13 protein-coding genes are annotated in these 24,756 nt (G+C 68.6%); 2 read left to right on the top strand and 11 right to left on the bottom strand.

What is annotated here, in order from left to right; genetic code table 11:
* Nucleotides 1-94: 94 nt before the first annotated feature.
* The 9 genes from OIE49_RS27360 to ngcE form a co-directional block, all read right to left on the bottom strand.
* The gene (locus tag OIE49_RS27360; RefSeq protein WP_326804574.1) at nt 95-1,606 is read right to left on the bottom strand and encodes an amino acid permease; all 1,512 of its coding nucleotides are present in this window, start codon (nt 1,604-1,606) and stop codon (nt 95-97) included.
* Between the two features lie 173 nt (nt 1,607-1,779).
* Nucleotides 1,780-3,717 (bottom strand): 1-deoxy-D-xylulose-5-phosphate synthase, encoded by a 1,938-nt coding sequence (gene dxs, locus OIE49_RS27355; RefSeq protein WP_326804573.1) that lies wholly within the window; start codon nt 3,715-3,717, stop codon nt 1,780-1,782.
* 191 nt (nt 3,718-3,908) lie between these two features.
* Entirely contained in the window at nt 3,909-5,201 is a 1,293-nt protein-coding gene (locus OIE49_RS27350) for a sugar ABC transporter permease (protein WP_326804572.1), read from the bottom strand.
* On the bottom strand, nt 5,198-5,989 hold the full coding sequence (locus OIE49_RS27345; RefSeq protein ID WP_326804571.1) for an ATP-binding cassette domain-containing protein: 792 nt from the start codon (nt 5,987-5,989) through the stop codon (nt 5,198-5,200). Before OIE49_RS27345 ends, OIE49_RS27350 begins: the two co-directional genes overlap by 4 nt.
* A gap of 200 nt (nt 5,990-6,189) precedes the next feature.
* Nucleotides 6,190-7,308, bottom strand: a complete 1,119-nt coding sequence (locus OIE49_RS27340; RefSeq protein WP_326804570.1) for a sugar ABC transporter substrate-binding protein — start codon at nt 7,306-7,308, stop codon at nt 6,190-6,192.
* A 122-nt stretch (nt 7,309-7,430) separates the two neighbouring features.
* Complete coding sequence (locus OIE49_RS27335; protein WP_326804569.1) at nt 7,431-8,630, bottom strand: ROK family transcriptional regulator; 1,200 nt, start codon at nt 8,628-8,630, stop codon at nt 7,431-7,433.
* 242 nt (nt 8,631-8,872) lie between these two features.
* Complete coding sequence (locus OIE49_RS27330) at nt 8,873-9,817, bottom strand: carbohydrate ABC transporter permease (RefSeq protein ID WP_326804568.1); 945 nt, start codon at nt 9,815-9,817, stop codon at nt 8,873-8,875.
* Nucleotides 9,818-9,829: 12 nt separating this feature from the next.
* A complete protein-coding gene (locus tag OIE49_RS27325) occupies nt 9,830-10,762 on the bottom strand; it encodes a carbohydrate ABC transporter permease (protein WP_326804567.1) in 933 nt (310 codons plus the stop codon).
* 35 nt (nt 10,763-10,797) lie between these two features.
* Nucleotides 10,798-12,243 (bottom strand): N-acetylglucosamine/diacetylchitobiose ABC transporter substrate-binding protein, encoded by a 1,446-nt coding sequence (gene ngcE / locus OIE49_RS27320; protein ID WP_326804566.1) that lies wholly within the window; start codon nt 12,241-12,243, stop codon nt 10,798-10,800.
* A 374-nt stretch (nt 12,244-12,617) separates the two neighbouring features.
* On the opposite strand from ngcE, the gene OIE49_RS27315 reads away from it, so the two are divergent.
* Both OIE49_RS27315 and OIE49_RS27310 read left to right on the top strand, forming a co-directional pair.
* Nucleotides 12,618-13,826 carry an RNA-guided endonuclease InsQ/TnpB family protein gene (locus tag OIE49_RS27315; protein WP_326804565.1) on the top strand — a complete coding sequence of 403 codons (1,209 nt, stop codon included), beginning with the start codon at nt 12,618-12,620 and terminating at the stop codon, nt 13,824-13,826.
* A 509-nt stretch (nt 13,827-14,335) separates the two neighbouring features.
* Nucleotides 14,336-18,139, top strand: a complete 3,804-nt coding sequence (locus tag OIE49_RS27310) for a GH92 family glycosyl hydrolase (protein WP_326804564.1) — start codon at nt 14,336-14,338, stop codon at nt 18,137-18,139.
* 72 nt (nt 18,140-18,211) lie between these two features.
* Here the strand turns inward: OIE49_RS27310 and OIE49_RS27305 are convergent, their stop codons facing one another.
* Together OIE49_RS27305 and acnA are read right to left on the bottom strand one after the other, a co-directional pair.
* Nucleotides 18,212-21,496, bottom strand: coding sequence for a GH92 family glycosyl hydrolase (locus tag OIE49_RS27305; protein ID WP_326804563.1), 3,285 nt, complete (start codon nt 21,494-21,496; stop codon nt 18,212-18,214).
* Nucleotides 21,497-21,935: 439 nt separating this feature from the next.
* Nucleotides 21,936-24,653 (bottom strand): aconitate hydratase AcnA, encoded by a 2,718-nt coding sequence (gene acnA / locus OIE49_RS27300; protein WP_326804562.1) that lies wholly within the window; start codon nt 24,651-24,653, stop codon nt 21,936-21,938.
* Nucleotides 24,654-24,756 lie beyond the last annotated feature (103 nt).

The raw sequence follows: 24,756 nt of genomic DNA, 5'->3' as shown, positions 1-24,756 counted from the left end.
GGGAAGATGAACTCCGGTTGTTCTCGCGCCCACAGAAAACGGGCCCGGGTTCCTCGTCGGCGAGGAACCCGGGCCCGTCCGGCAACGAAAGACCCTAGGAGGTGCCGCCGCCCGCCGTGCGGCGCTCCTGTGCCTGGCGTTCGGCGAGCCTGCTGTGCTTGCGGCCGTAGAGGAAGTACACGACGAATCCGACGACCATCCAGATGGCGAAGCGGAGCCAGGTCTCGGCGGGGAGGTTGACCATCAGCCAGAGGCAGGCGCAGACGGAGAGGACCGGGATCACCGGGACCCAGGGGGTGCGGAAGGCGCGGGGCAGGTCGGGCCGGGTGTTGCGCAGGATGATCACGCTGATCGCGACGACGATGAACGCGAACAGGGTGCCGATGTTCACGAGTTCGGCCAGTTCGCTCAGGCTGGTGAACCCCGCGACGACGGCGATGATCACGCCGAGCAGGATGGTCGGCCGGTACGGGGTGCGGAACCGCGGGTGGGTGTGCGAGAAGAAGCGGGGCAGCAGTCCGTCCCGGCTCATCGCGAAGAAGACCCGCGCCTGGCCCAGGAGCAGGATCATGCACACGGTGGTCAGGCCGATGGCCGCGCCGAAGCTGATCAGGCCCGAGTACCACGGATGCCCGGTGGACTTGAAGGCGTCGGCGAGCGGCGCGTCGATGGACAGCGCGCTGTACTTCTGCATCCCGGTGACGACGATCGACACGGCGACGTACAGGACGGTGCAGATGATCAGCGAGCCGAGGATGCCGCGCGGCACGTCGCGCTGCGGATTGCGGGTCTCCTCGGCCGCCGTGGCGACCACGTCGAAGCCGATGAAGGCGAAGAAGACGACGGACGCGGCCGTGAAGATGCCCATGACGCCGAAGTTCGAGGGCGCCCAGCCGAACATCAGCTGGATGAGGGGTGCCTTGAGGTTGCCGCCCGCGGGCACCGGCTGCGGACTCGGGATGAACGGGTCGTAGTTGCCGCCCTTGATGAAGAAGGCGCCCGCGATGATCACCACGAGCACGACGGCCACCTTGATGGCCACGACGACCGAGGTGACCCGCGCGGAGAGCTTCATGCCGAGTACGAGGATGACGGTGATGACCAGGACCAGGAGGGCGGCGAGGATGTCGAAGCCGAAGCCGGACGCCGTGTCACGCCCGCTGAGGTATTCGGGCAGGTGCCAGCCCGCGTTGTCGAGCAGCGAGTGGATGTAGCCGGACCATCCGACGGCGACCACCGCCGTGCCGAGCGCGAGTTCGAGGACCAGGTCCCAGCCGATGATCCAGGCGGGGAACTCGCCGAGCGAGGCGTAGGAGAAGGTGTAGGCGGAGCCGGCCACCGGGACCGTGGAGGCGAACTCCGCGTAGCACAGCGCGGCGAGCGCGCAGACCACACCGGCGACGACGAAGGACAGCGAGACGGCGGGGCCGGCGGTGTTCCTGGCCGCCGTGCCGGTGAGGACGAAGATGCCGGTGCCGATGATGACGCCGACGCCGAAGACCGTCAGATCGAGGGCGGACAGGGATTTTCTGAGCGCGTGCTCGGGTTCCTCGGTGTCCTGGATCGACTGCTCGACGTTCTTGGTCCGAAAGAGCGTGCTGCTCACGGCGTGACCTCCCCTGCTTGTCGTCCTCGACCCGGCTCGCCACTGCTCGGCATGATCGAGAGAGCTGGGGATGCGTATGCCCCGGCACTCGCAGGTTCACGCAGACGGGCCGGTCGCGCCACCCGTAAGAGGGGGAGCGACCGGCCCGTACCGCGTCGGGGAGGTCCCGGTGGTCAGTCGCGCGCGGACTGCACCGCCGCGTCGACCCCCGTCTCGGCCTCCGGCCGCTCGAACCGGCCGTCCAGCTTGGAGACCAGGCCCGTGACCTGACGGGCGATGTCCGGCGCGGTCAGTCCGATCTCCACCAGCACCTCGTTGCGGGAGGCGTGGTCGAGGAAGCGCGGCGGAATGCCGAAGTCGCGCAGCGGCACGTCCACGCCCGCGTCCCGCAGGGCCTGGGCGATCGCCGAGCCGACACCGCCGACACGGGAGTTGTCCTCGACGGTGACGACCACGCGATGCCGCGCGGCGAGCGGCGCCATGGCATCGTCGACGGGCTTGACCCAGCGCGGGTCGACGACGGTGGTGGTGATGCCCTGCTTGTCGAGGAGCGTGGCCACCTCGAGACACATCGGGGCCAGGGCGCCGACGGAGACGAGCAGGACGTCCGGGGTCTCGGTGCCGGGCTCGCGCAGTACGTCCATGCCGCCGACGCGGCCCACCGCGGGTACGGCGGGACCGACGGCGCCCTTGGAGAAGCGGACCACGGTCGGCGCGTCGTCGACCTCGACGGCCTCGCGGAGCTGGGCGCGGACCTGGTCGGCGTCGCGCGGGGCGGCCAGCCGCAGACCCGGGACGACCTGAAGGATCGACATGTCCCACATGCCGTTGTGGGAGGCGCCGTCGGTGCCGGTGACACCGGCCCGGTCCAGGACGAAGGTGACCCCGCACTTGTGCAGGGCCACGTCCATCAGAACCTGGTCGAAGGCGCGGTTGAGGAAGGTGGCGTAGACGGCGAAGACGGGATGCACGCCGGCGTGGGCGAGGCCGGCCGCGGACACGGCGCCGTGCTGCTCGGCGATGCCGACGTCGTAGACCCGGTCCGGGAAGGCCTTGGCGAACTTGTCCAGGCCGACCGGCTGGAGCATGGCCGCGGTGATGGCGACGATGTCCTTCCGCTCCTTGCCGAGCCTGACCATCTCGTCACCGAAGACGGAGGTCCAGTCGGCGCCGGAGGTGGCGATCGGCAGCCCGGTGTCGGGGTGGATCTTCCCCACGGCGTGGAAGCGGTCGGCCTCGTCCTGGAGGGCGGGCTGGTAGCCGCGGCCCTTCTCGGTGAGGCAGTGCACGATGACGGGACCGCCGAACCGCTTGGCGCGGGCCAGCGCCGACTCCAGGGCCTCGATGTCGTGGCCGTCGATGGGGCCCACGTACTTCAGGCCCAGGTCCTCGAACATGCCCTGCGGGGCGATGAAGTCCTTCAGGCCCTTCTTGGCGCCGTGCAGGGTCTCGTACAGCGGTCTGCCGACGACCGGGGTGCGCTCGAGCACCTCACGGGTGCGGGCCAGGAAGCGCTCGTAGCCGTCGGTGGTGCGCAGGGTCGCCAGGTGGTTGGCGAGGCCGCCGATGGTCGGGGCGTAGGAGCGCTCGTTGTCGTTGACGACGATGACGAGCGGGCGGTCCTTGGCGTCGGCGATGTTGTTCAGCGCCTCCCAGGCCATGCCGCCGGTCAGCGCGCCGTCACCGATGACCGCGGCGACGTGGCTGTCCCGCTCAAGGAGCTGGTTGGCCTTGGCGATGCCGTCGGCCCAGCCCAGCACGGTCGAGGCGTGGCTGTTCTCGATGACGTCGTGCTCGGACTCGGCCTGCGAGGGGTAGCCGGACAGGCCGCCCTTCATCTTCAGCTTGGAGAAGTCCTGGCGGCCGGTGAGCAGCTTGTGCACGTAGGACTGGTGGCCGGTGTCCCACAGCACCTTGTCCTTGGGCGACTGGAAGACGCGGTGCAGGGCGATGGTCAGCTCCACCACACCCAGGTTGGGGCCGAGGTGGCCGCCGGTCTTGGAGACCTCGGTGACGAGGAAGGTCCGGATCTCCTGCGCCAGCTGGTCCAGCTCCTCCAGGCTGAGCCGGTCCAGATCGCGCGGTCCCCTGATGCGGGTCAGCAGCGGCACCCGTGCCTCCTTGCGTAGAGCTGATCGAGCTGTTGCCGGGCTCGTCGAGTCTAATGTTCCGTTCGAGCGCCCGGTGTCCGGGCTGGGGGTCGTATGTCACGCGAACGGCGGTACCCAGCGAAAGGACTGTCAGACACGGCCGTGCCCGGCACCGTCGTCGGTGCCGGGCACGGTCCTGGTGCGGGCGGCGCTCAGGCGCGTCCGGCCGACTTCTGCGTCTTGCGGGTGACCGAGTCGATGACGACCGTGGCGAGAAGCACACCACCGGTGATCATGTACTGGATCGGGGTGGCGATGCCCTGCAGGGCGAGGCCGTACTGGATCGACGTGATCACGAGCACACCCAGCAGCGCGTTCCAGGTGCGGCCCCGGCCGCCGAAGAGGCTGGTGCCGCCGATGACGGCTGCGGCGATGACGTTCATCAGCAGGTCGCCGGAGCCGGCGCTCTGGTTGGCGGCCGCGATCTTGGAGGCCCAGAAGAGACCGCCGACCGAGGCGAAGAGGCCCGCGACGGCGAAGACCGAGACACGGACCGCGGTGACGTTGATACCGGCGCGGCGGGATGCCTCGACGCTGCCGCCGAGCGCGAAGACCTTGCGGCCGTACGCGGTGCGGCGCAACACGAAGTCGCTGCCGACCAGGACGATCGCGAAGAGCAGCACCGCGAGCGGAAGACCCTTGTACTGGTTGAACATGAACGCCACGGCGAACGCGGCGACCGCGAGCAGCACGGTGCGCAGCACTATGTCGCTCAGCGGGCGGGACGGGATGCCCGCGGCCTCGCGGCGGCGGTTGCCGAGGAAGGCCGACAGGAAGTATCCGGCGACCGCGACGACGGCCAGGAGGTAGGCGGCGGCCACGTCCGAGAAGTAGTACGTGGTGAGCTTGCCGACCACGCCGTCGCCGTCGATGTTGATCGTGCCGTTGGAACCCAGGATCTGGAGCATGAAGCCGTTCCAGAACAGCAGACCGGCCAGGGTCACCGCGAACGCGGGCGCACCGATCCGGGCGAAGAAGAAGCCGTGCAGGGCGCCGATGACCGCGCCGGCCGCGAGGGCGGTGACGACGGCGAGCCACTCGTTCACGCCGTGGGTGATGCTCATCACGGCCATGATCGCCGAGGAGACACCGGAGACGGAGCCGACCGACAGGTCGATCTCGCCGAGCAGCAGCACGAAGATGATGCCGACCGACATCATGCCGGTGGCCACCATGGCGACGAAGATGTTGTTGAGGTTCTCCGCGCCCAGGAAGGCCGAGTCGAGGCTCTGGAAGATCGCGCAGATGGCGATGAGGCCGATGACGACCGGGATGGCCCCTAGGTCGCCGGCGCGCATCTTGCGCTTGAACTCGCCGATGTAGCCGGCGAATCCCTGCTCGCGCACGAGCAGGCGGGGGTCGACGGCGGGGGCGGCGTCGGCCGCGGCGGCGGGCGCGTCCACGGGGGCGTCGGCGGGGGCGGCCTGGGACTTGTCGATGCTCACTTCTGAGCCTCCGCGTTGGTGCGCGCCGCACGACGGGTCACGGCGTTGTCCGTGGCACCGGTGATGGCGGAGATGATTTCTTCCTGCGAGGTGGTCCCGACCTCGAACACGCCGTTGTTGCGGCCGAGCCGGAGGACGGCGACCTTGTCGGCGACGGCCTTCACATCCGCCATGTTGTGGCTGATGAGGATGACCGCGAGGCCGCGCTCACGCAGCCGCTCGACGAGGTCGAGGACCTGGGCGGTCTGCTCGACGCCGAGGGCGGCCGTCGGCTCGTCGAGGATGACCAGTTTGGGCTCGCCGAGCATGGAGCGGGCGATGGCCACGACCTGGCGCTGACCGCCGGAGAGCGAGGCGATCGGGATGCGCACGCTGGGGATGCGGATGGACAGGGTCTGGAGCAGATCGCGCGAGCGGCGCTCCATCTCGACCTCGTCCAGGACACCGCGGCGCTTGATCTCACGGCCGAGGAACAGGTTGCCGACGACGTCGATGTTGTCGCACAGGGACAGGTCCTGGTAGACCGTCGCGATGCCCAGGTTCTGGGAGTCGTGCGGCCGGTTGACCGTGACGGGGTTGCCCTCCCACTCGATGACACCGTCATCGATGGGGTGCACGCCGGCGATCGTCTTGACAAGGGTGGACTTTCCGGCGCCGTTGTCGCCGACGAGGGCGACGACCTCTCCGGCGTGGACCTCAAGCTCTACGTCGGTGAGCGCCTGGACAGCACCGAATCGCTTGGAGACCCCGCGCAACGCCAGCACGGGCGTAGCGGACACGTGAACCATCTCCTTCGCCGCCCGAGCCTGACCCCGGCGGGAGGTTGATACAAGAGGAGTGAGGGGGGTGTTCCGTCCGGCGCCCCGCCGTTGTGCTGCGGGGCTGTCGGCGGCAGGGCGCCGGACGAGCCGACACGGGGCCGCGTGTTCGATGGACGCGGTGTCCCGTGCAGGTCGGCGGGGCCGCCGCTCGGGCGGCCCCGGAGGTGTTACTTCAGGCCGATCTTGTCGCAGGCGGCCTTGTACTTGGCCGTGCAGATCTCGCCGATGGTGTAGTAACCCTGGTCGATGACCGTGTCCTTGATGTTGTCCTTCGTCAGCGAGACGACGGGGACGATGACCGCCGGGACGCCCTTGTCGGTACCGCTGTCGACGGTGCTCGTCGTCAGCGAGCTGTCGAGCTTGCCGGTCTTGGCGATCGAGACGGCCATCTTGGCGACGGTCTCGGCCTCCTGAGGGTACGACTTGAAGACGCTCATGTACTGCTCGCCGGTCACGATGCGCTGCACGCCCGCGAGTTCGGCGTCCTGGCCGGTGACCGGGGGAAGCGTCTTGAGGCCCGCGCCCTTGAGCGCGGTGATGATGCCGCCCGCCATGCCGTCGTTGGCGGAGTAGACGCCGACGATCTTGTCCTTGCCGAGGGCGGAGATGGCACCCTCCATGTTGGCGTTGGCGTTCTCCGCCTTCCACTGCTTGGTGTCGTACTCCTTGCCGACGTTCACCTTGCCGTCGAGGGCGGCGTGGGCGCCCTTCTTGAACTGCGCGGCGTTCGGGTCGGTCACGGCGCCGTTCATCATGACGATCTTGCCGGACTTGGCCTTGTCACCCATGGCCTTCAGCAGGGCCTCGCCCTGAGCCTTGCCGACCTCCTCGTTGTCGAACGAGGTGTAGGCGGCGATCGGGCCCTCGGCGAGGCGGTCGTAGGCGACGACCGGGATGCCGGCCTCCTTGGCCCTCTTCACGCCCGAGGCGACGGCCTTGTAGTCGACCGCGTCCAGGATCAGCACGTCGACCTTCTTGGTGATCATCGTGTCGATCTGCTGCGCCTGGAGGGTCGCGTCCTCCTTGGCGTTGAGGTACTCGACCTTGCCCTTGCCGTTCGTCAGCTCCGCGATCTGCTTCTCGATGATCGGCTTGTCGAACTTCTCGTAACGAGCGGTCTGGTTCTCCGGCAGGAGCAGGCCGACCGTGATGTTGTCGCCCTTCTTCTCGCTGCCGGTCGACTTCGAGGAGCCACCGGACTCCTTGGCGCTGCCACAGGCGGCGAGCGAGACGGCCATGGCACCAGCAGCAACGGCGAAAGCCGCGCGACGCATACGCGTGTTCACTTCTTCAAACCTCCCTGACGAGGCCGCGTCGTTGCGGCCGAGGTGGCTGGAAGTCAACTCGGCTGCGCGTGCGACGTCAAGAAGTAAATCCTTAACGAGATGGCAACGGTGCCATCCGTTCTCTAAGTGAAGGCAGGAGTCGCCGCGTTGAGTGTACCGTCCAAAAGGGTTGAATCGCCCATCTCGCTCAACGCGAGGGCCAGCGCGCCAAGTACTTCGGCGCGGCCGCCAAGCGCGCCGGGAAGCACGGAGAGTTGGCGCGCGGCACTGGGGATGGCGTACCGCCCGACCGACCCCCTGATCGGGCCGAGCACCAGCTCACCGGCCTCGGCGAGGTCCCCGCCGAGCACCACCCGGCTGGGGTTGAGCAGGTTGCAGAGGTTGGCGACCCCGCTGCCGATGTGGCGGCCGACGTCGGCGATCACCCGGCGGCAGCCCGGATCGCCCTCCCGCGCCAGCCGTACGACGCCCTCCATGGTCAGGTCGGTGCCGTGACTGGGCCGCAGCAGCGGGAGCACGTACCCGGCGGCGGTGAAGGTCTCCAGGCAACCGCGGTTGCCGCAGCGGCAGACCGGGCCGGACTCGTCGAGCGTGATGTGCCCGATCTCACCCGCCGTGCCGCCGGGGCCGCGGTAGATCCTGCCGCTGATCACCAGGCCGGCGCCGACCCCGCTGGCGATCTTGATGTACGCCAGGTCGCGCACGCCCCGGCCGCTGCCCCAGACCAACTCGCCCAGAGCGCCGAGGTTGGCGTCGTTGTCCACGTGCACCGGCACTCCGAGGCGCCCCCGCAGCTCCTCGGCGGGCCTGACGCCCGTCCAGCCCGGCAGGATGGCCGTGGAGCCCAGCGTGCCGGACTCCACGTCGATCGGGCCGGGTACGCCGACACCCACGCCGGCGATCTTGGAACGGTCGACGCCCGTGGCCGCGATCAGGCGGTTGACCAGTTCCTCCGCGCGGTCGAAACCCTGCGCCGAGGAGGCGTCCACGTCCAGCGGCTCGGACTCCTCGGCGAGCACCTGGTGGGCGAGGTTGCCGACCGCGACCCGCAGGTGGGTGTGCCCGAAGTCCACGCCGATCACGATGCCGGCGTCTCCGCTCAGGGAGACGCTGCGGGCCCGGCGGCCGCCCGCGGAAGTGGGCGTGACCTGGACCGTTCCGCCGTCCTTCAGCTCGCGCACGATATTGGAGACCGTCGCCGCGGACAGGCCCGTGGTCCGCGCGATCTCCGCCTGCGTGAGTGATCCGGCAAGGCGCACGGCACGTACGACCCGCTCCAGGTTGGCTCGGTGCAGCGATGACTGCGAGCCTGGAGTCTCCACGACGACCTCCTGAGCGCGGGGCCGCATCAGCGAGGCCCCGGTCCATGTCCAACTAGTGAACTCTAAGCTGAGCTGTTCGGGTCCCCTCCCGTCAAGAGGTTGAACGGTATCCGCCCCCTTGGACAAACAGCTGCGCCCGTGCCACGCGCCCGCGCACGACCCGAGCCCGCACGCCCCCGCACGCACGCGGCGGGCCCCCGCGTTTGTGCGGGGGCCCGCCGCCCTGGGGAAAGTCAGGAGCGCTACTTCAGCGTCGCCGAGGTCAGCCCGGCCTGCACCTGACGCTGGAAGGACAGGTACACCGCCAGCATCGGGATCATCGCGATGGTCACGCCCGCGAACAGAACGGGCAGGTCCGTCGCGTATCCCTGCTGCTGTTGGAGCTGGATGAGCCCCTGCGTCAGCATGTACCGCTCCGGATCGGCTCCGCTCTGCGGCTGCATCAGCACCGAGGGCAGAATGTACTGGTTCCACTGGCCGAGGGTGTTGAAGATGCCCACGCTCAACAGACCGGGCTTCGCCATCGGCAACATCACCTGGAAGAACACCCGGGTGTGCGAGGCCCCGTCGATCACCGCCGCCTCGTGCACGGCCGTCGGTAGCGTGCGGAAGAACGAATGCATGAAGAAGACGGTGAACGGCATCGAGTACGCGATGTAGACCAGGATCAGGCCCTGGTACGAGTTGAGCATGTCGAGCCGCTTGACCATGAAGAACAGCGGCACCAGTGCCAGGAACACGGGGAACATCGCCCCGCCGACGAAGAAGTAGTAGATCAGCCGGTTGCCGGGGAACTCGTAGCGCGCCAGGACGTAGGCGGCCATCGAGCCCAGCAGCATCGTCAGCGGCACGGAGAACACCAGCACGATGACGGTGTTCAGGAAGTAGTCCCCGATGCCCTTCTCCCAGGCGCGCCGGAAGACGTCGAAGTCCCAGGTCGTGGGCCAGCTCAGCGCCGAACCGCCGATCTGGGCATCGGTCTTGAAGGAGCTGAGCACCAGCCACAGCAGCGGCAGGACGATCAGCACGGCCCACACGGCGAGGAAGCCGTGCGAGAAGACGTTGAGGGTCACGCCCTCGGTGTGCCGGCCGCCCGGGCGCAGCGGCGCACCCCTGCCGGACCGCCGGCCCGGAACGCCGTCGGCGGGGGTCGTCGGCTTCGCGATGGGTGTACTCGATGTGGTCATGACGGGCCCCGCTCAGTACTCGATGCGCTCGCGGCGGGAAGCGCGCAGCGTGACGATGGACAGGATCAGGGTGAGCAGGAGCATGACCACGCCCATGGCGCAGGCGTAGCCACTCTTTCCGAAGTAGAGGAAGTTGCGCATCATGACGGTCGCCATGACATCGCTGTGGTGGTCGGGGCCGCCGCCGAAGCCGGTGCCGGCCGTCATCGTGGAGACGAGGACGAACATGTCCATCGCGACGATGCCGAGGTACACCCAGGCGGTCTGCACGGAGTCCCACAGCAGCGGCAGCGTGACGCGGAAGAAGGTCTGCGCGCGGCCGGCTCCGTCCAGCAGCGCGGCCTCGTAGATGTCGCGCGGAATGGACTGCATGGCGGCGGAGAACAGCACCAGGTAGAAGCCGACGCCGTGCCAGATCACCACGATCATGAGGCACCACAGCACCAGGTTGGGACTGTTAAGCCATTCGACGGGACTGTCGGAGTCGACCAGTCCGATCTTGTTCAGTACGCCGTTGAGGAGTCCGCCCGTGTCACTGCGGTACACGGCGCCGAAGAGAACGGCGAGAATCGCGAGGGAGAGCACCTGGGGAAAGAAGTAGACGATCTTGTAGAACTTCGATCCCCGCACGCCCTGGACACCACCGGCACCACCCCGCCCGCCCGCGTTCACCATGAAGGCGAAGAACAGGGCGAGCAGGATGGTGATGACCGGAACGAAGAGCAGGAGCAGGATGTTGTGCCAGATCGCTCCGAGGAAGACATCGTCCTGGAAGAGTGCTTTGTAGTTGTCCAGGCCGATGAAACGGAACGTCGGGGACTGGCCCTTCCAGTCGGTGAAGGAGTAACCGAATGTCTGGATGTACGGCCAGATCACGAAGATCAGATACAGCGCCATGGGGAAGAGGAGAAACCCCGTGATGAATCGGTACTGCCCTTTTCGCATGACATCCTGCTCCTGCTGCTGCCGGGTGAACGTGCTCAGTCGCGGTGGTTGTTCTTGGAGGCAGGGTCCTTGGCCGCCTTGTCGACGGCGGCCTGCGCCCGCTTGAGCCATTCTGTCGGCTGGATGCGCTTGGCCATCAGCTCATTGGACGCGTTCTGAATGTCGGTGTCCATCTGGCTGTACCAGTTGGGGTACAGGTAGTTGAAGGTGTTGTCGCCGGCAGCCTTGCTGACCTCGACGGTGGACTGGGTGCCGGGACGCAGCTGGACGCCCGAGTTGACGCCGTCCTTGACGATGGTGAGGGAGTTGGCCTGCTGCGCGAAGAGCGTCGACCACTCCTTCGACAGCATCATCCGCATGAACTCCTTGGCCGCGGGCAGGTTCGCCGCCTTGGCCGGGATGATGAAGGGCTCGCCGGAGCCGGCCCGGATCGCCTCGAAGGGCAGCTTGCTGTCGGGCAGGTTCGGCATCGGCATGAATTTCATGTCGAAGTCCGACGGGGTCTGCTTGAGCTGCTCGTTCTCCAGCCAGGAGCCGCAGGTGATGAAGGCGGCCTTGTACTGGTTCCAGCGGGTCTGCGACTCGGTGTGCGTCAGGCCGTTGGTGCCCGGCATCAGGTAGCCCTTTTCGACGATCTCGTAGATCGCCTCGATCGCCTCCTTGGCGGCGTCGCTGCCGACGAACGCCTTCGGATCCAGGTTGTCGATCGCCTTCATGGCGTCCAGGCCGCCCTTCTTGGCGATCAGGTCCATGATGGCGACGTTGATGTAGTACGGGTACTTGCCCTGGTGGGCGAGACCACCGATGCCCTGCGCCTTGGCGTCCTTGCACAGCGCGAGGAAGTCGTCCCAGGTCTTCGGTTCCTCCCAGCCCTTCTCCTTGAAGAGCTTGCCGGAGTACCACAGGCCCCACACGGTGTAGATGTAGTTGAGGGCGACGACCTTGCCCTCCTGCAGGCCCGGGTCAAGGGTGCCCGTGATCAGGTTGTCGCGGACCTTCCTGCTCGGGTCGTCGACCGACGGCGCGTCAAGGACCTCGGAAAGATCCAGGAGTTGGCCGTTCTTGTACAGCACGTCCAGGTTGATCTTCTGGGCGCCGGAGTCGTCGACGATGTCCGGCGGGTTACCACCGTTGAAGCGCGGCTGGAGCTTTCCGGTGATCTCCTGGGTACCCGTGTGCGTGCTGGTGACGCCCCACTTCTTCTGGAAGGAGGTTTCCCACGCCTTGGCGTAGTCGTCGCCGTAGCCGCCCTTGAAGACGACGACGTCGAGCTTGCTGCCCTTCTCCACACCGAAGGGGTTGTCCTTGGACGTCTTGCCCTTGGTGTTGTTGTCCGAGCTGTCGCCACCGCCACCACTGGCGCACGCGGACAGGAAGCTCATGGCAGGAACGCTGATCAGACCGAGTGCGGCGGACCGCTTGATCAGATCCCGGCGGCCGACGCCTGCCGAACCGGTGTTCTCGACAGAAGTGGATCCCATCAGATTCCTTTCGAGGGAGCCACCGGCCTCGGCCGGTGGGGAGATCGAATCGTCAGTCGAGCCACGGCGTGGCGCGGAGCCCGGCCTGCGACTGTCACGAACGGTGTACCGTTGGATACGCTACGCAGGCAAGGTTCCAGCTTGACCGCGGATAGCGAGGTTCTTCGCCCCTCCGGCGAGTTCGATCTCAGGCTGTGCGCGGTGTGGTTCTCGACGTACGGCCGAACAGTCCTCGGCGACCGTGTCGCGGTCCGACCGCGTGAGCCGATCGAGCAGAATGCCGACGAACGGGGGTGGCAGGTCATGGCGTCTGAGGCGATGCCCGACCACGCCCAGCGGGAGCGTCTCCGGCCACAGCACACAGGGGCAGCGCCATGATCCGCGCGTACAAGTTCCGGCTTCGCCCCACTGCCCGGCAGGCCCAGGCCCTGACAGAGATGCTGCGAGACCACCGCTCGCTCTACAACGGCGCCTTGCAGGAGCGGCGTGACGCTTACCGGCACCCGTCGAGGACGCACATCAAATACGGCGACCATTCCGCGCAGTTGAAGGAGATCCGGACGTTCGACCCGGAGCACCAAGGCCACTGGTCCTTCAGCTCGCAGCAGGCGACGTTGCGTCGCTTGGACAAGGCGTTCCAGGCGTTCTTCCGCCGAGTCAGGAAGGGCAAGAAGGCGGGGTACCCGCGATTCAGAGGCGCCGGGCACTTCGACACCGTCGTCTTCCCGAAGGACGGGGACGGCTGCCGCTGGGACTCCACCCCTCACGACCGCCAGACTCGCGTACGTCTCCAAGGCGTCGGGCACGTGCGCGTGCACCAGCACCGGAAGGTGAAGGGGCGGGTGAAGACGGTCTCGGTAAAACGCGAGGGCAAGCGCTGGTACGCAGTTCTCGCGTGCGACGAGGTGCCGACCGAGCCCCTGGATGCCACCGGCAACATCGTGGGCATCGACATGGGTACGGTGCACTTTTTCACCGACTCCAACGGCAAGCACGCCGAGAATCCGCGCTTCCTCCAGGCCACCGCCAATGCCTTGGCCGACGCACAACGGCACCTGGACAGCTTCCCCAAGCGCACCCGCCAACGGTCCAAGAAGCACCGAGCAGCCGCTCGGAAAGTCGCCAAGCTGCACGCCAAGGTTCGGCGTCAGCGCCTCGACCACCATCACAAGGCCACGAACGCGCTGATCCGCGACAACGACGTGATCGTGCACGAGCGGCTGAACATCGCAGACATGACCCGCGCCCCGAAGCCCAAGCCCGACCCGGCCGACGAGGGAGCGTTCCTTCCCAACAAGGCTGCCGCCAAGGCTGGCCTCAACCGCAGTATTCTGGATGCGGGTTGGGGACAGTTCTTCAGGATCCTGGCGAACAAGGCTGAGAGTGCCGGTCGCCTCCTGATCCCGGTGGACGCCCGCAACACCTCGCGCACCTGCCCCACATGCGGGCACGTGTCGAAGGAGAACCGCGTCACCCAAGCGAAGTTCGCCTGCGTCTCCTGTGGTTTCTTCGCCAATGCGGACCATGTCGGCGCACGCAATATCGTCAACAGGGCCGGGCTGGCCCTCCGCGAGGCTGCTTAGCAGGCGACGCGGGAAGCCCGCGCGCCAACGCGTGGGTGGAGTCACGCTCAAGTCCTCGCTTTCTCCTCCAGGACTCAGGCGGGGAACCGGACGATTCTCGACTGCACCGCGGTCGGATGAGGCTGGGCCGTGCAGGAGTGCTTCGTGCGTCATCCACCAGAAACGGCCTAAAACCAAAGAGGTTGGCGTGTTTGGCACGTCGTACCACCCTTTCCGACTCCCCCGGGTCCGCTTCCGGCCGGTCTCACGGTCGCGCGGACGCCGACAGGTATAGTCCACTTCCGGTCAGCGGAGCAAGATCAGAAGCAAGGTTCGCCGCGGGTCTTTTCCGAGTTGAGACCTCACGCGGAATATGAGCCGCCCATGGGCTTCCGTTGACGGATATATCCGCGCCTTTGCGCCCGAATGCCACACCCAACACCCTTGACATCACTGGCCACTTGGCTCCCTACTGGTCCTTGCGTACAGAGCTGACAACGTTGTCCGAAACGCAGGGAGGGACGCCGCGCATGCAGCGCAGAGTACGGCACAGATGGGGTCCGGCGGTCGTCGTCACGGCCGCCTTCGTCACGGCAGCCGGCTCGCAGGGGGCGGCGGTCGCCCTGCCCGGCAAGCCCCCGGCCGTCGGCCGGGAGTTCAGCTCCTCGTTCGAGGCCGGCGACCCGGCGCCGGACTGGCTGAACACGGTCGACACCGCCAAGGGCGGCGGCAAGCGCGCCTCGGGCGTGGACGGCGGCTACAGCACCGGCATCCCCGGCAATGTGGACGACCACATCACCGAGGTCCGGGCCAGCGCGGAGAACACCGGCGGCGGGGAGGTCAAGGAGAACCTCATCGACGGTGAGTCCGGCACCAAGTGGCTGGCCTTTGAGGACACCGGCTGGGTCGAGTTCGACTTCGACAAGCCGGTGAACATCACCCGTTACGCCCTCACGTCCGCCAACGACTTCGACGGGCGCGACCCCAAGGACTGGACCCTGAAGGGGTCCACCGACGGCAAGGACTGGAAGGCCCTCGACACCCGTGCCGGGGAGAAGTTCTCCGAACGGTTCCAGACCAGGACCTTCGACCTGGCCGAGCCGGCCCAGTACCAGCACTTCCGGCTCGACGTCACCAGGAACAACGGAGCCTCGGGCATACTCCAGCTCGCCGATGTGCAGTTCTCCACCGGCGGCGACGACGCGCCGGTCCCGCAGGACATGCTCTCGCTGGTCGACCGCGGCCCGAGCGGCTCCCCGACCGCGAAGTCCGGCGCCGGCTACACCGGCAAGCGGGCCCTGCGCTACGCGGGCCGGCACACCGCGCAGGGCCGGGCGTACTCGTACAACAAGGTCTTCGACGTCGACGTCAAGGTGCTGCCCGACACGCAACTGTCGTACCGCCTCTACCCGTCGATGGCCGACGGCGACCGCGACTACGACGCCACCAACGTCGCCGTCGACCTCGCCTTCACCGACGGCACCTACCTCAGCGGCCTCGGCGCGACCGACCAGCACGGTTTCACCCTGAGCCCGCAGGGCCAGGGCGCGGCCAGGACGCTGTACGTCAACCAGTGGAACAACGTGGCCTCCCGGATCGGCTCGGTCGCCGCGGGCAAGACGATCGACCGGGTCCTGCTCGCCTACGACTCCCCCACCGGCCCCGCGAAGTTCCGCGGCTGGCTGGATGACGTGGTGATCAAGCAGGTGCCGCAGGAGAAGCCGAAGGCGCACCTGTCGGACTACGCGCTGACCACCCGCGGCACCAACTCCAGCGGCAGCTTCTCGCGCGGCAACAACTTCCCCGCGACCGCGGTGCCGCACGGCTTCAACTTCTGGACGCCGGTGACCAACGCGTCCTCGCTGAGCTGGCTCTACGAGTACGCGCGCGCGAACAACGAGGACAACCTGCCGACGATCCAGGCGCTCAGCGTGAGCCACGAGCCGAGCCCCTGGATGGGTGACCGGCAGACCTTCCAGGTGATGCCGTCCGCCGCCGCGGGCACCCCCGACACCGGCCGCGCCGCCCGCGCGCTCGCCTTCCGGCACGAGAACGAGACCGCGCGGCCCTACTACTACGGGGTGCGCTTCGAGAACGGCCTCAAGGCCGAGATGACGCCGACCGACCACGCGGCCGTCCTGCGCTTCACCTACCCGGGCGACGACGCGAGCGTGGTGTTCGACAACGTCACCGAGCAGGCGGGCCTGACCCTGGACAAGGAGCACGGCGTCGTCACCGGCTACTCGGACGTCAAGTCCGGGCTGTCCACCGGCGCCACCCGGCTGTTCGTCTACGGCACGTTCGACAAGCCGGTGAAGGACGGCTCGTCGAGCGGCGTCAAGGGCCACCTGCGCTTCGACGCGGGCAAGGACCGTACGGTCACCCTGCGCCTGGCCACCTCCCTCATCAGCCTCGACCAGGCGAAGGACAACCTCCGCCAGGAGGTCCCGGACGGCACCTCCTTCGACACCGTCAAGGCGTCCGCCCAGCGGACCTGGGACAAGCTGCTCGGCAAGGTCGAGGTCAAGGGCGCCACGCCCGACCAGCTCACCACGCTCTACTCCAGCATGTACCGGCTGTACCTGTACCCGAACTCCGGCTTCGAGAAGGTCGGCGGGAAGTACCAGTACGCCTCCCCGTTCTCACCGATGCCGAGCCAGGACACGCCGACGCACACCGGTGCGAAGATCGTCGACGGCAAGGTGTACGTCAACAACGGCTTCTGGGACACCTACCGGACCACCTGGCCGGCGTACTCGCTGCTGACACCGGGTCAGGCCGGGCAGATGGTCGACGGCTTCGTGCAGCAGTACAAGGACGGCGGCTGGACCTCGCGCTGGTCCTCCCCCGGCTACGCCGACCTGATGACCGGCACCTCCTCGGACGTCGCCTTCGCGGACGCCTACGTCAAGGGCGTGCCGATGGACGCCGAGGCGGCCTACGACGCGGCCCTGAAGAACGCTACCGTGGTGCCTCCGTCCTCGGGCGTGGGCCGCAAGGGCATGGCCACCTCGCCCTTCCTCGGCTACACCAGCACGTCCACCGGCGAGGGCCTGTCCTGGGCGATGGAGGGCTACGTCAACGACTACGGCATCGCGAAGATGGGCGAGGCCCTCTACAGGAAGACGGGCGAGAAGCACTACAAGGAGGAGGCGGACTACTTCCTCAACCGGGCCCAGGACTACGTGAACCTGTTCGACTCCCGGGTCGGCTTCTTCCAGGGCCGCGACGCCCGGGGCAACTGGCGCCTGGACTCCTCGAAGTACGACCCGCGCGTGTGGGGCTACGACTACACGGAGACCAACGGCTGGGGCTACGCCTTCACCGCCCCGCAGGACAGCCGGGGCCTGGCGAACCTGTACGGCGGGCAGAAGGGCCTGGCCGACAAGCTGGACACCTACTTCGCCACGCCCGAGACGGCCGGCCCGGAGTTCGTCGGGTCCTACGGCGGTGTCATCCACGAGATGACCGAGGCGCGGGACGTGCGGATGGGCCAGTACGGCCACTCCAACCAGGTCGCCCACCACGTGATCTACATGTACGACGCGGCGGGGCAGCCGTGGAAGGCGCAGGCGAACGTCCGTGAGGCGCTCTCCCGGCTGTACGTGGGCAGCGAGATCGGCCAGGGCTACCACGGCGACGAGGACAACGGCGAGCAGTCGGCCTGGTACCTGTTCTCCGCTCTCGGCTTCTACCCGCTGGCCATGGGCAGCGGCGAGTACGCCATCGGCTCCCCGCTGTTCACCAAGGCGACGCTGCATCTGGACGGCGGCCGCGATCTGGTGATCCAGGCCCCGAAGAACAGCGCCAAGAACGTGTACGTGCAGGGCGTGCGGTTCAACGGCAAGGCGTGGAACTCGACGAGCCTGCCCCACTCCCTGCTGTCCAAGGGTGGTGTCCTGCAGTTCGACATGGGCCCGCGGCCCTCGTCGTGGGGCACGGGCAAGGACGCGGCGCCGGTGTCGATCACGACGAGTGACAAGGCGCCGAGCCCGCGGGCGGACGTGCTGAAGGGCGCCGGGGCGCTGTTCGACGACACCTCGTCGACGGAGGCCGCGGTGACGACGGTGGACCTGCCGGTGTCCGGGCCCGTCAAGGCGGTCCAGTACACCCTGACCTCGTCCGCCGACCGCGCCAAGGCCCCGGCCGGCTGGACGCTCCAGGCCTCCACCGACGGCACGACCTGGAAGACGGTGGACCAGCGCTCGGGCGAGTCCTTCGCCTGGAACAAGCAGACCCGGCCCTTCACCATCGCCTCTCCGGGCACCTACCAGAAGTACCGCCTGGTCCTGGACGGCACCGCGACGCTCGCGGAGGTGGAGCTGCTGGCCTGAGCCGCCGAGCATCCGGCATGGCGAAGGGGCGGGCCCGCCGGGCCCGCCCCTTCCTGCCGCCCGGCGGACCGGTCAGCCCGTGGCGACGGTGAAGACGTGCAGGTCGGCGTTGCCGGGCAGCCGCACGCCGCTGATCCGCTTGCCCGCCGGGGCCTCGTACGGCGCGGTGGCGAAGACGTAGGTGGTCACCTTGTCCTGGTCCGCGCCCGCGACGTTGCGGTACGCGGTCCTGGCCACCACCGTGTTCCCGAACTGGACGGTGCCGCCGCCCCCGCCGACGGTCCAGTCGGTGAAGGAGAGGTCGACGGTGCCCGTGGTGCCGTCGGTGTAGGTGACGGTGGCCTTCGTCTGCTGGTTGCCGTTGACCGCGCTGCCGACGAAGGACAACCGGGAAGCGGGCGTCCTCAGTTCGATGCTCTGGCCGGCTCCCGAGGCGTTGTCCGGGCGCCCGCTGGGCGAGTTGGGCCAGGTGAAGGACAGGCCGTTCACCGTGCCCTGCCCGCCCGGGGTCAGGCCGGCCGCCGCGAGGGCCTGGCGGGAGTAGCTCCAGCCGCCCCCGTCGTAGTCGGCCTCGTCGTGTTCGCCCTCGTCGTCCGAGATCCCGGTGTTGTCGTAGGCGGCCAGCAGGCTGCCCGGGGCCGCCACCGTCAGGGACACCGGCTGCTCGTAGGACTGGCTGCCGGAGGTGACCGTGACCTGCGTGTCGTAGAAGCCCTGTTCGGCGTCCGGGGCGGCGGTGAGCGTGATCTGTCGGGCGCCGTCGGTCACCGTGCCCTCGGCGGGGGTGGCCGTGACACCGGACGGGGTGCGGACGCTGAAGCGCACCTCGGGGCCCTGGCCGCCGTTCAGGGAGAGGGCGCGGACCCCGATCGTCGTGCTGCCGCCGGGCGCGAGCGTCGCCGCGGTCGGGCCCACACCGATCTGGTACGGCTGCTCGCCCTGGCGGAAGGAGGGCGGGGCGGCGGACGCGGCGCTGCCCCAGGCGCGGTCCGGGGTGGACGCGAGGGTGTAGTCGAGCCGGCCGCCGTCACGGACGAAGCTCGCCGGCAGCCAGGGGCGGTCGCTCGCCCGGCCGTTCACCTTCAGGGACCGGACGTACGGGGATCCGGCCGCCGCTCCCGTGGCGCGCACGGAGATGCCCCTGCCGTGCGGGCGTTGGATGTCGATCCGCTCGAACAGCGGTGAGGCCAGCACGAGTTCGGCGCGAGAGGGCACCTGCGGATACATGCCGAGCGCGGAGAAGACGTACCAGGCGGACATCGCGCCGAGATCGTCGTTGCCGGGGATACCGCCCGGCTGCGTGGTCCACAGCTGCCGCATGGCCGCGCGGACGGTCTCCTGCGTCTTGTAGGGCGCGCCCGCGTAGTCGTACAGGTAGGGGACGTTGATCGAGGGCTCGTTGTCGAGTTCGGACTTGGCGCCGCCGTTGCCGGTGAACGCCCAACCGCCGTCGGCGTTGTGGAAGAAGTCGTCCAGGCGGGCCAGCGCCGTCTCCCGGCCGCCCATCGCCGCGAACAGGCCGGCCGGGTTGTGTTGGACCATCCAGGTGTACTGGGCCGCCGAACCCTCGACGAAGCCGTTGCCGGTGTCCGGGGTGAAGCCGGTGACCCAACTGCCGTCGGCCTTGCGGTTGGCGATGTAGCCGCCGGAGGAGTGGGCCGCGACGTTGAAGTTGTTCTGCCACCACTGGGCGCGCTCGGCGAAGGCGGCGGCGGTCTTCTTCTGCCCGGCCGCGTCGGCGAGCTGGGCCAGGGCGAAGTCGGCCGTGGACATCTCCAGCGTTTCGGCCGCGCCGCCCCAGGCGTTGGAGACGGACGGCATGTAGTGCAGCTTCAGGTACTTGTCCAGGGAGGGCCGCTGGCCGGCCGACAGGACCGGCTTGCCCGCCGGGGACAGGTCCCGCTCGGTCGGCACGGTCGCCGCCTTCACCAGGGAGGCGAGGGCCCCCTTCAGGTCGAAGCCGGTGCCGCCGAAGGCGTGGATGCCGGCGAGGGCGGTCGGCGAGGGGTCGCCGTTCATGACGTGGGTGCCGCTCGCGCCGTGCAGCCAGCGGTCCCAGACACCGCCGTTCTGGCCGGCCAGCTCGTACAGGGACTGGGCGATGTCCGAACCGGTGTCCGGGCTGAGCAGGGTCAGCAGCTGCACCTGGTCGCGGTAGACGTCCCAGCCGGAGAAGGTGCCGTACTGGGCCTGGTGGCCGCGGCCCACGGTGTGGACCTTGTCGTCGGCGCCGCGATACCGGCGGTCGGCGTCGCTGATGACGTTCGGGTGGAGCAGGGCGTGGTAGAGCGCGGTGTAGAAGGTGGTGCGCTCGTCGTCGGTGCCGCCGCCGACGCGGATCGCGCGCAGTCGGTCCCGCCAGGCGCGGCGGGCCGCGTCCTTGACCGAGTCGAAGGAGCGCTGGGGCGGGTTCTCCGCGGCCAGGTTGGCCTCGGCGCCGGCCTGACTGACGTAGGAGACGCCGACCTTGACGCCGACCGGGCCGGTGCCGGGGGCGAACTCGACGTAGCCGCCGGCGCCCTTGCCCGCCACGGGCCTGCCGCCGTTCGCGAAGCCGCCCGTGCCGCCGGTCGCCGAGGTCGCGCCCGGGTTCAGCTTGTCGTCCTGCCAGGTGCCGGAAGCCGTGAAGGGGCGGTCGAAGCGGGCGGTGAAGTACAGGGTGTAGTAGGCGCGCCGGCCCTCGGGGTCGAGGTAGCCGCAGAAGTTCCCGGAGGTGACGGAGCCGGAGACGGTGCGCTTCGCCGGGTCGATGGTGACCGACGAACCGGTCGAGCCCACCTGGGAGTTGGCGGTACGGATGAGAAGCGAGGCGGGCTGGTCCGCGGGGTAGGTGAAGCGGGCCGAGCCGGTGCGGGCCGTGGCCGTGAGGTCGGCGGTGACTCCGGAGGCGAGGCCCACCTTGTAGTGGCCGGGCTCGGCGGTCTCGTCGGAGTGGCGGAAGTCGGAGGCGTAGACGGCGTCCTTGGTGTCGCTCGCCGGTGAGGTGGTGACCTTCCCCGCGTACGGGAAGAAGGGGATGTCGCCGCTGCCGCCCGCGCAACCGGTGCCGGACATGTGGGTGAGGCTGAAGCCGCGGATGCGGGTCGCGTCGTACTGGTAGCCGCCGGGCGCGGCCGTCCTCGTGGCGTCGCCGCGGGTGTTCTCGGGGCTGAAGGAGAGCATGCCGAACGGGGCGACGGCGCCCGGGAAGACGTTGCCGCCGTTCCTGGTGCCGATCAGCGGGTCCACGTACGCGGTCGCGTCCTGGACCAGGGCGGGACCGGGTCCCGGTGGCGCGGCGGACGCCGCGAGGGCAGGGGTGGCGCCGCCGGTCGCGAGCACCGCGGCCAGCAGCAGGGACATGGGACGGAAACGCATGACGCGGCCCCTCCTTCGGACGGGTCGCGCACCACGGGTCGCACAAGCCTCGGGGACAGTAGCGTGCGCCGGTGGTATCACGGAAGACCGCGTTCGGGCGCGCGGGCGCGCTCGGTGCCGACGCCGTGCTCACGCGGGCGGAGTCTCGGCGTCGGCCGTGCTGACATCGTTGTCGGCGGGCATGGTCCCCCAGTAAAGTCATGTACAGACCAATACGACAACGTTGTCGCACCACGGTGTCGCACAAGCCGGCCGCACCGGGGGCGAGGTGGGATACCCCCAGGGACGACGGGTTCCGGTCCGCTGTCATGGGAGCGCTCCCACCTCGCTTGTCAGTGAAAGCTAGCGTGGACGGCGGCGGCTGTAAACGCCTGGGGAGAAAGAGGGAGGGCCGCACCCCCGTTACCGGGGATGCGGCCCAACTGCCTTGCGGGATCCGTTACTTGCGGATCAGGCTGCGCAGCACGTACTGCATGATGCCGCCGTTGCGGTAGTAGTCGGCCTCACCGGGGGTGTCGATGCGGACGACCGCGTCGAACTCGACACCGGTGTCGGTGGTGACCTTCATGGTGCTCGGCGTGCGGCCGTCGTTGAGCTCGGTGACGCCGGTGATGGTGAAGGACTCCTCGCCGGTCAGGCCGAGCGAGTCGGCCGTCCGGCCCTCCGGGAACTGCAGCGGCAGAACGCCCATGCCGATGAGGTTCGAGCGGTGGATGCGCTCGTAGGACTCGGCGATGACGGCCTTGACGCCGAGCAGCGCGGTGCCCTTCGCGGCCCAGTCACGGGACGAGCCGGAGCCGTACTCCTTGCCGGCCAGGACGACCAGCGGGATGCCCTGCTCGATGTAGTTGCGCGAGGCGTCGTAGATGAAGGAGACCGGCGCGCCGTCCTGGGTGAAGTCGCGGGTGTAGCCGCCCTCCGTCCCCGGCGCGATCTGGTTGCGCAGGCGGATGTTGGCGAACGTACCGCGGATCATCACCTCGTGGTTGCCGCGGCGGGAACCGTAGGAGTTGAAGTCGCGGCGCTCGACGCCGTGCTCGGTGAGGTACTGGCCCGCCGGAGTGTCGGCCTTGATGGCGCCGGCCGGGGAGATGTGGTCGGTGGTGACCGAGTCGCCGAGCTTGGCGAGCACCCGGGCGCCGGCGATGTCCTCGACCGGGGCCGGGTCCATGCCCATGCCCTCGAAGTACGGGGGCTTGCGGACGTAGGTGGACTCGGCGTCCCACTCGAAGGTGTTGCCGGTCGGGATCGGCAGCGACTGCCACTGGGCGTCGCCGGCGAACACGTCGGAGTAGGACTTGGAGAACATGTCCTCGCCGATGGCGTTGGCCACGACGTCGTTGACCTCGGCCTCCGACGGCCAGATGTCCTTCAGGTGGACCGGCTTGCCGTCCTGGTCGACACCGAGCGCGTCCTGGGTGATGTCCACCTTCATGGAGCCGGCGATGGCGTAGGCGACGACCAGCGGCGGGGACGCCAGGTAGTTCATCTTGACGTCGGGGTTGATCCGGCCCTCGAAGTTGCGGTTGCCGGACAGCACCGAGGTGACCGCGAGGTCGTGCTCGTTGACGGCCTTGGAGACCTCCTCCGGCAGCGGGCCGGAGTTGCCGATGCAGGTGGTGCAGCCGTAGCCGACGAGGTTGAAGCCCAGCTTGTCCAGGTACGGGGTCAGGCCGGCCTTGTCGAAGTAGTCCGTCACGACCTTCGAACCCGGGGCGAGGGTGGTCTTGACCCACGGCTTGCGGGTCAGGCCCTTCTCCACCGCCTTCTTGGCCACCAGCGCGGCGGCGACCATGACGTACGGGTTGGAGGTGTTGGTGCAGGAGGTGATGGCCGCGACGGTGACCGCGCCGTGGTCCAGCTCGTAGGTGGTGCCGTCGGGGGCGGTGACCGGGACCGGGTTGCTCGGGGCGCCGTTGGGGCGGACGGCCGGGGCGTCGGAGGCCGGGAAGGACTCCACGCCCGCCTCGTCGACGGTGTCGACGTAGTTGCGGACGTCCAGCTTGAACTGCTCGGCGGCGTTGGCCAGGACGATGCGGTCCTGCGGGCGCTTGGGGCCGGCGATGGACGGCACGACGGTGGACAGGTCCAGCTCGAGCTTCTCGGAGTAGTCCGGCTCGGCGTTCGGGTCCAGCCAGAGGCCCTGCTCCTTGGCGTACGCCTCGACGAGCGCGAGCTGCTGCTCGGGGCGGCCGGTCAGGCGCATGTACTTGATGGTCTCGTCGTCGATCGGGAAGATCGCGGCGGTGGAGCCGAACTCCGGCGACATGTTGCCGATGGTGGCGCGGTTGGCCAGGCTCGTCGCGGCCACGCCCTCGCCGTAGAACTCGACGAACTTGCCGACCACGCCGTGCTTGCGCAGCATCTCGGTGATGGTCAGCACCAGGTCGGTGGCGGTGGTGCCGGTGGGCAGCTCGCCGGTCAGCTTGAAGCCGACGACCCGCGGGATGAGCATGGAGACCGGCTGGCCGAGCATGGCGGCCTCGGCCTCGATGCCACCGACGCCCCAGCCGAGAACGCCGAGGCCGTTGACCATGGTGGTGTGCGAGTCGGTGCCGACGAGCGTGTCGGGGTACGCCTTGCCGTCGCGCACCATCACCACGCGGGCCAGGTGCTCGATGTTCACCTGGTGGACGATGCCGGTGCCGGGCGGGACGACCTTGAACTCGTCGAAGGCGGTCTGGCCCCAGCGCAGGAACTGGTAGCGCTCCTTGTTGCGGCCGTACTCCAGCTCGACGTTCTGCTTGAAGGCGTCGTTGGTGCCGAACTTGTCGGCGATGACGGAGTGGTCGATGACCAGCTCGGCCGGGGCCAGCGGGTTGATCTTCGCCGCGTCGCCGCCGAGCTCCTTGACGGCCTCGCGCATGGTGGCGAGGTCCACGACGCAGGGCACGCCGGTGAAGTCCTGCATGATCACGCGAGCCGGCGTGAACTGGATCTCCTGCGACGGCTTGGCCTGGGAGTCCCAGCCGCCGAGGGCACGGATGTGGTCGGCGGTGATGTTCGCGCCGTCCTCGGTGCGGAGCAGGTTCTCCAGCAGCACCTTCAGGCTGTAAGGCAGTCGGGCCGCGCCCTCGACCTTGTCAAGCCGGAAGATCTCGTACGACTCGTCGCCCACCTGCAGCGTGCTGCGGGCGTCGAAGCTGTTCGCCGACACGACAGTCTCCTTCATTCATGTGCGCCTACCACCACGATCCTGCCGCCACGGCGACTCGGCCGATCCAGTAAGGTACGGCTAAGTTAGGTCACCCTTACCAAGT

It is taken from the genome of Streptomyces sp. NBC_01788 (assembly GCF_035917575.1).
Lineage (GTDB): Bacteria > Actinomycetota > Actinomycetes > Streptomycetales > Streptomycetaceae > Streptomyces.
Note: the sequence above shows the minus strand (reverse complement) of the source record. Positions and strands in the feature narration are given on the sequence as shown.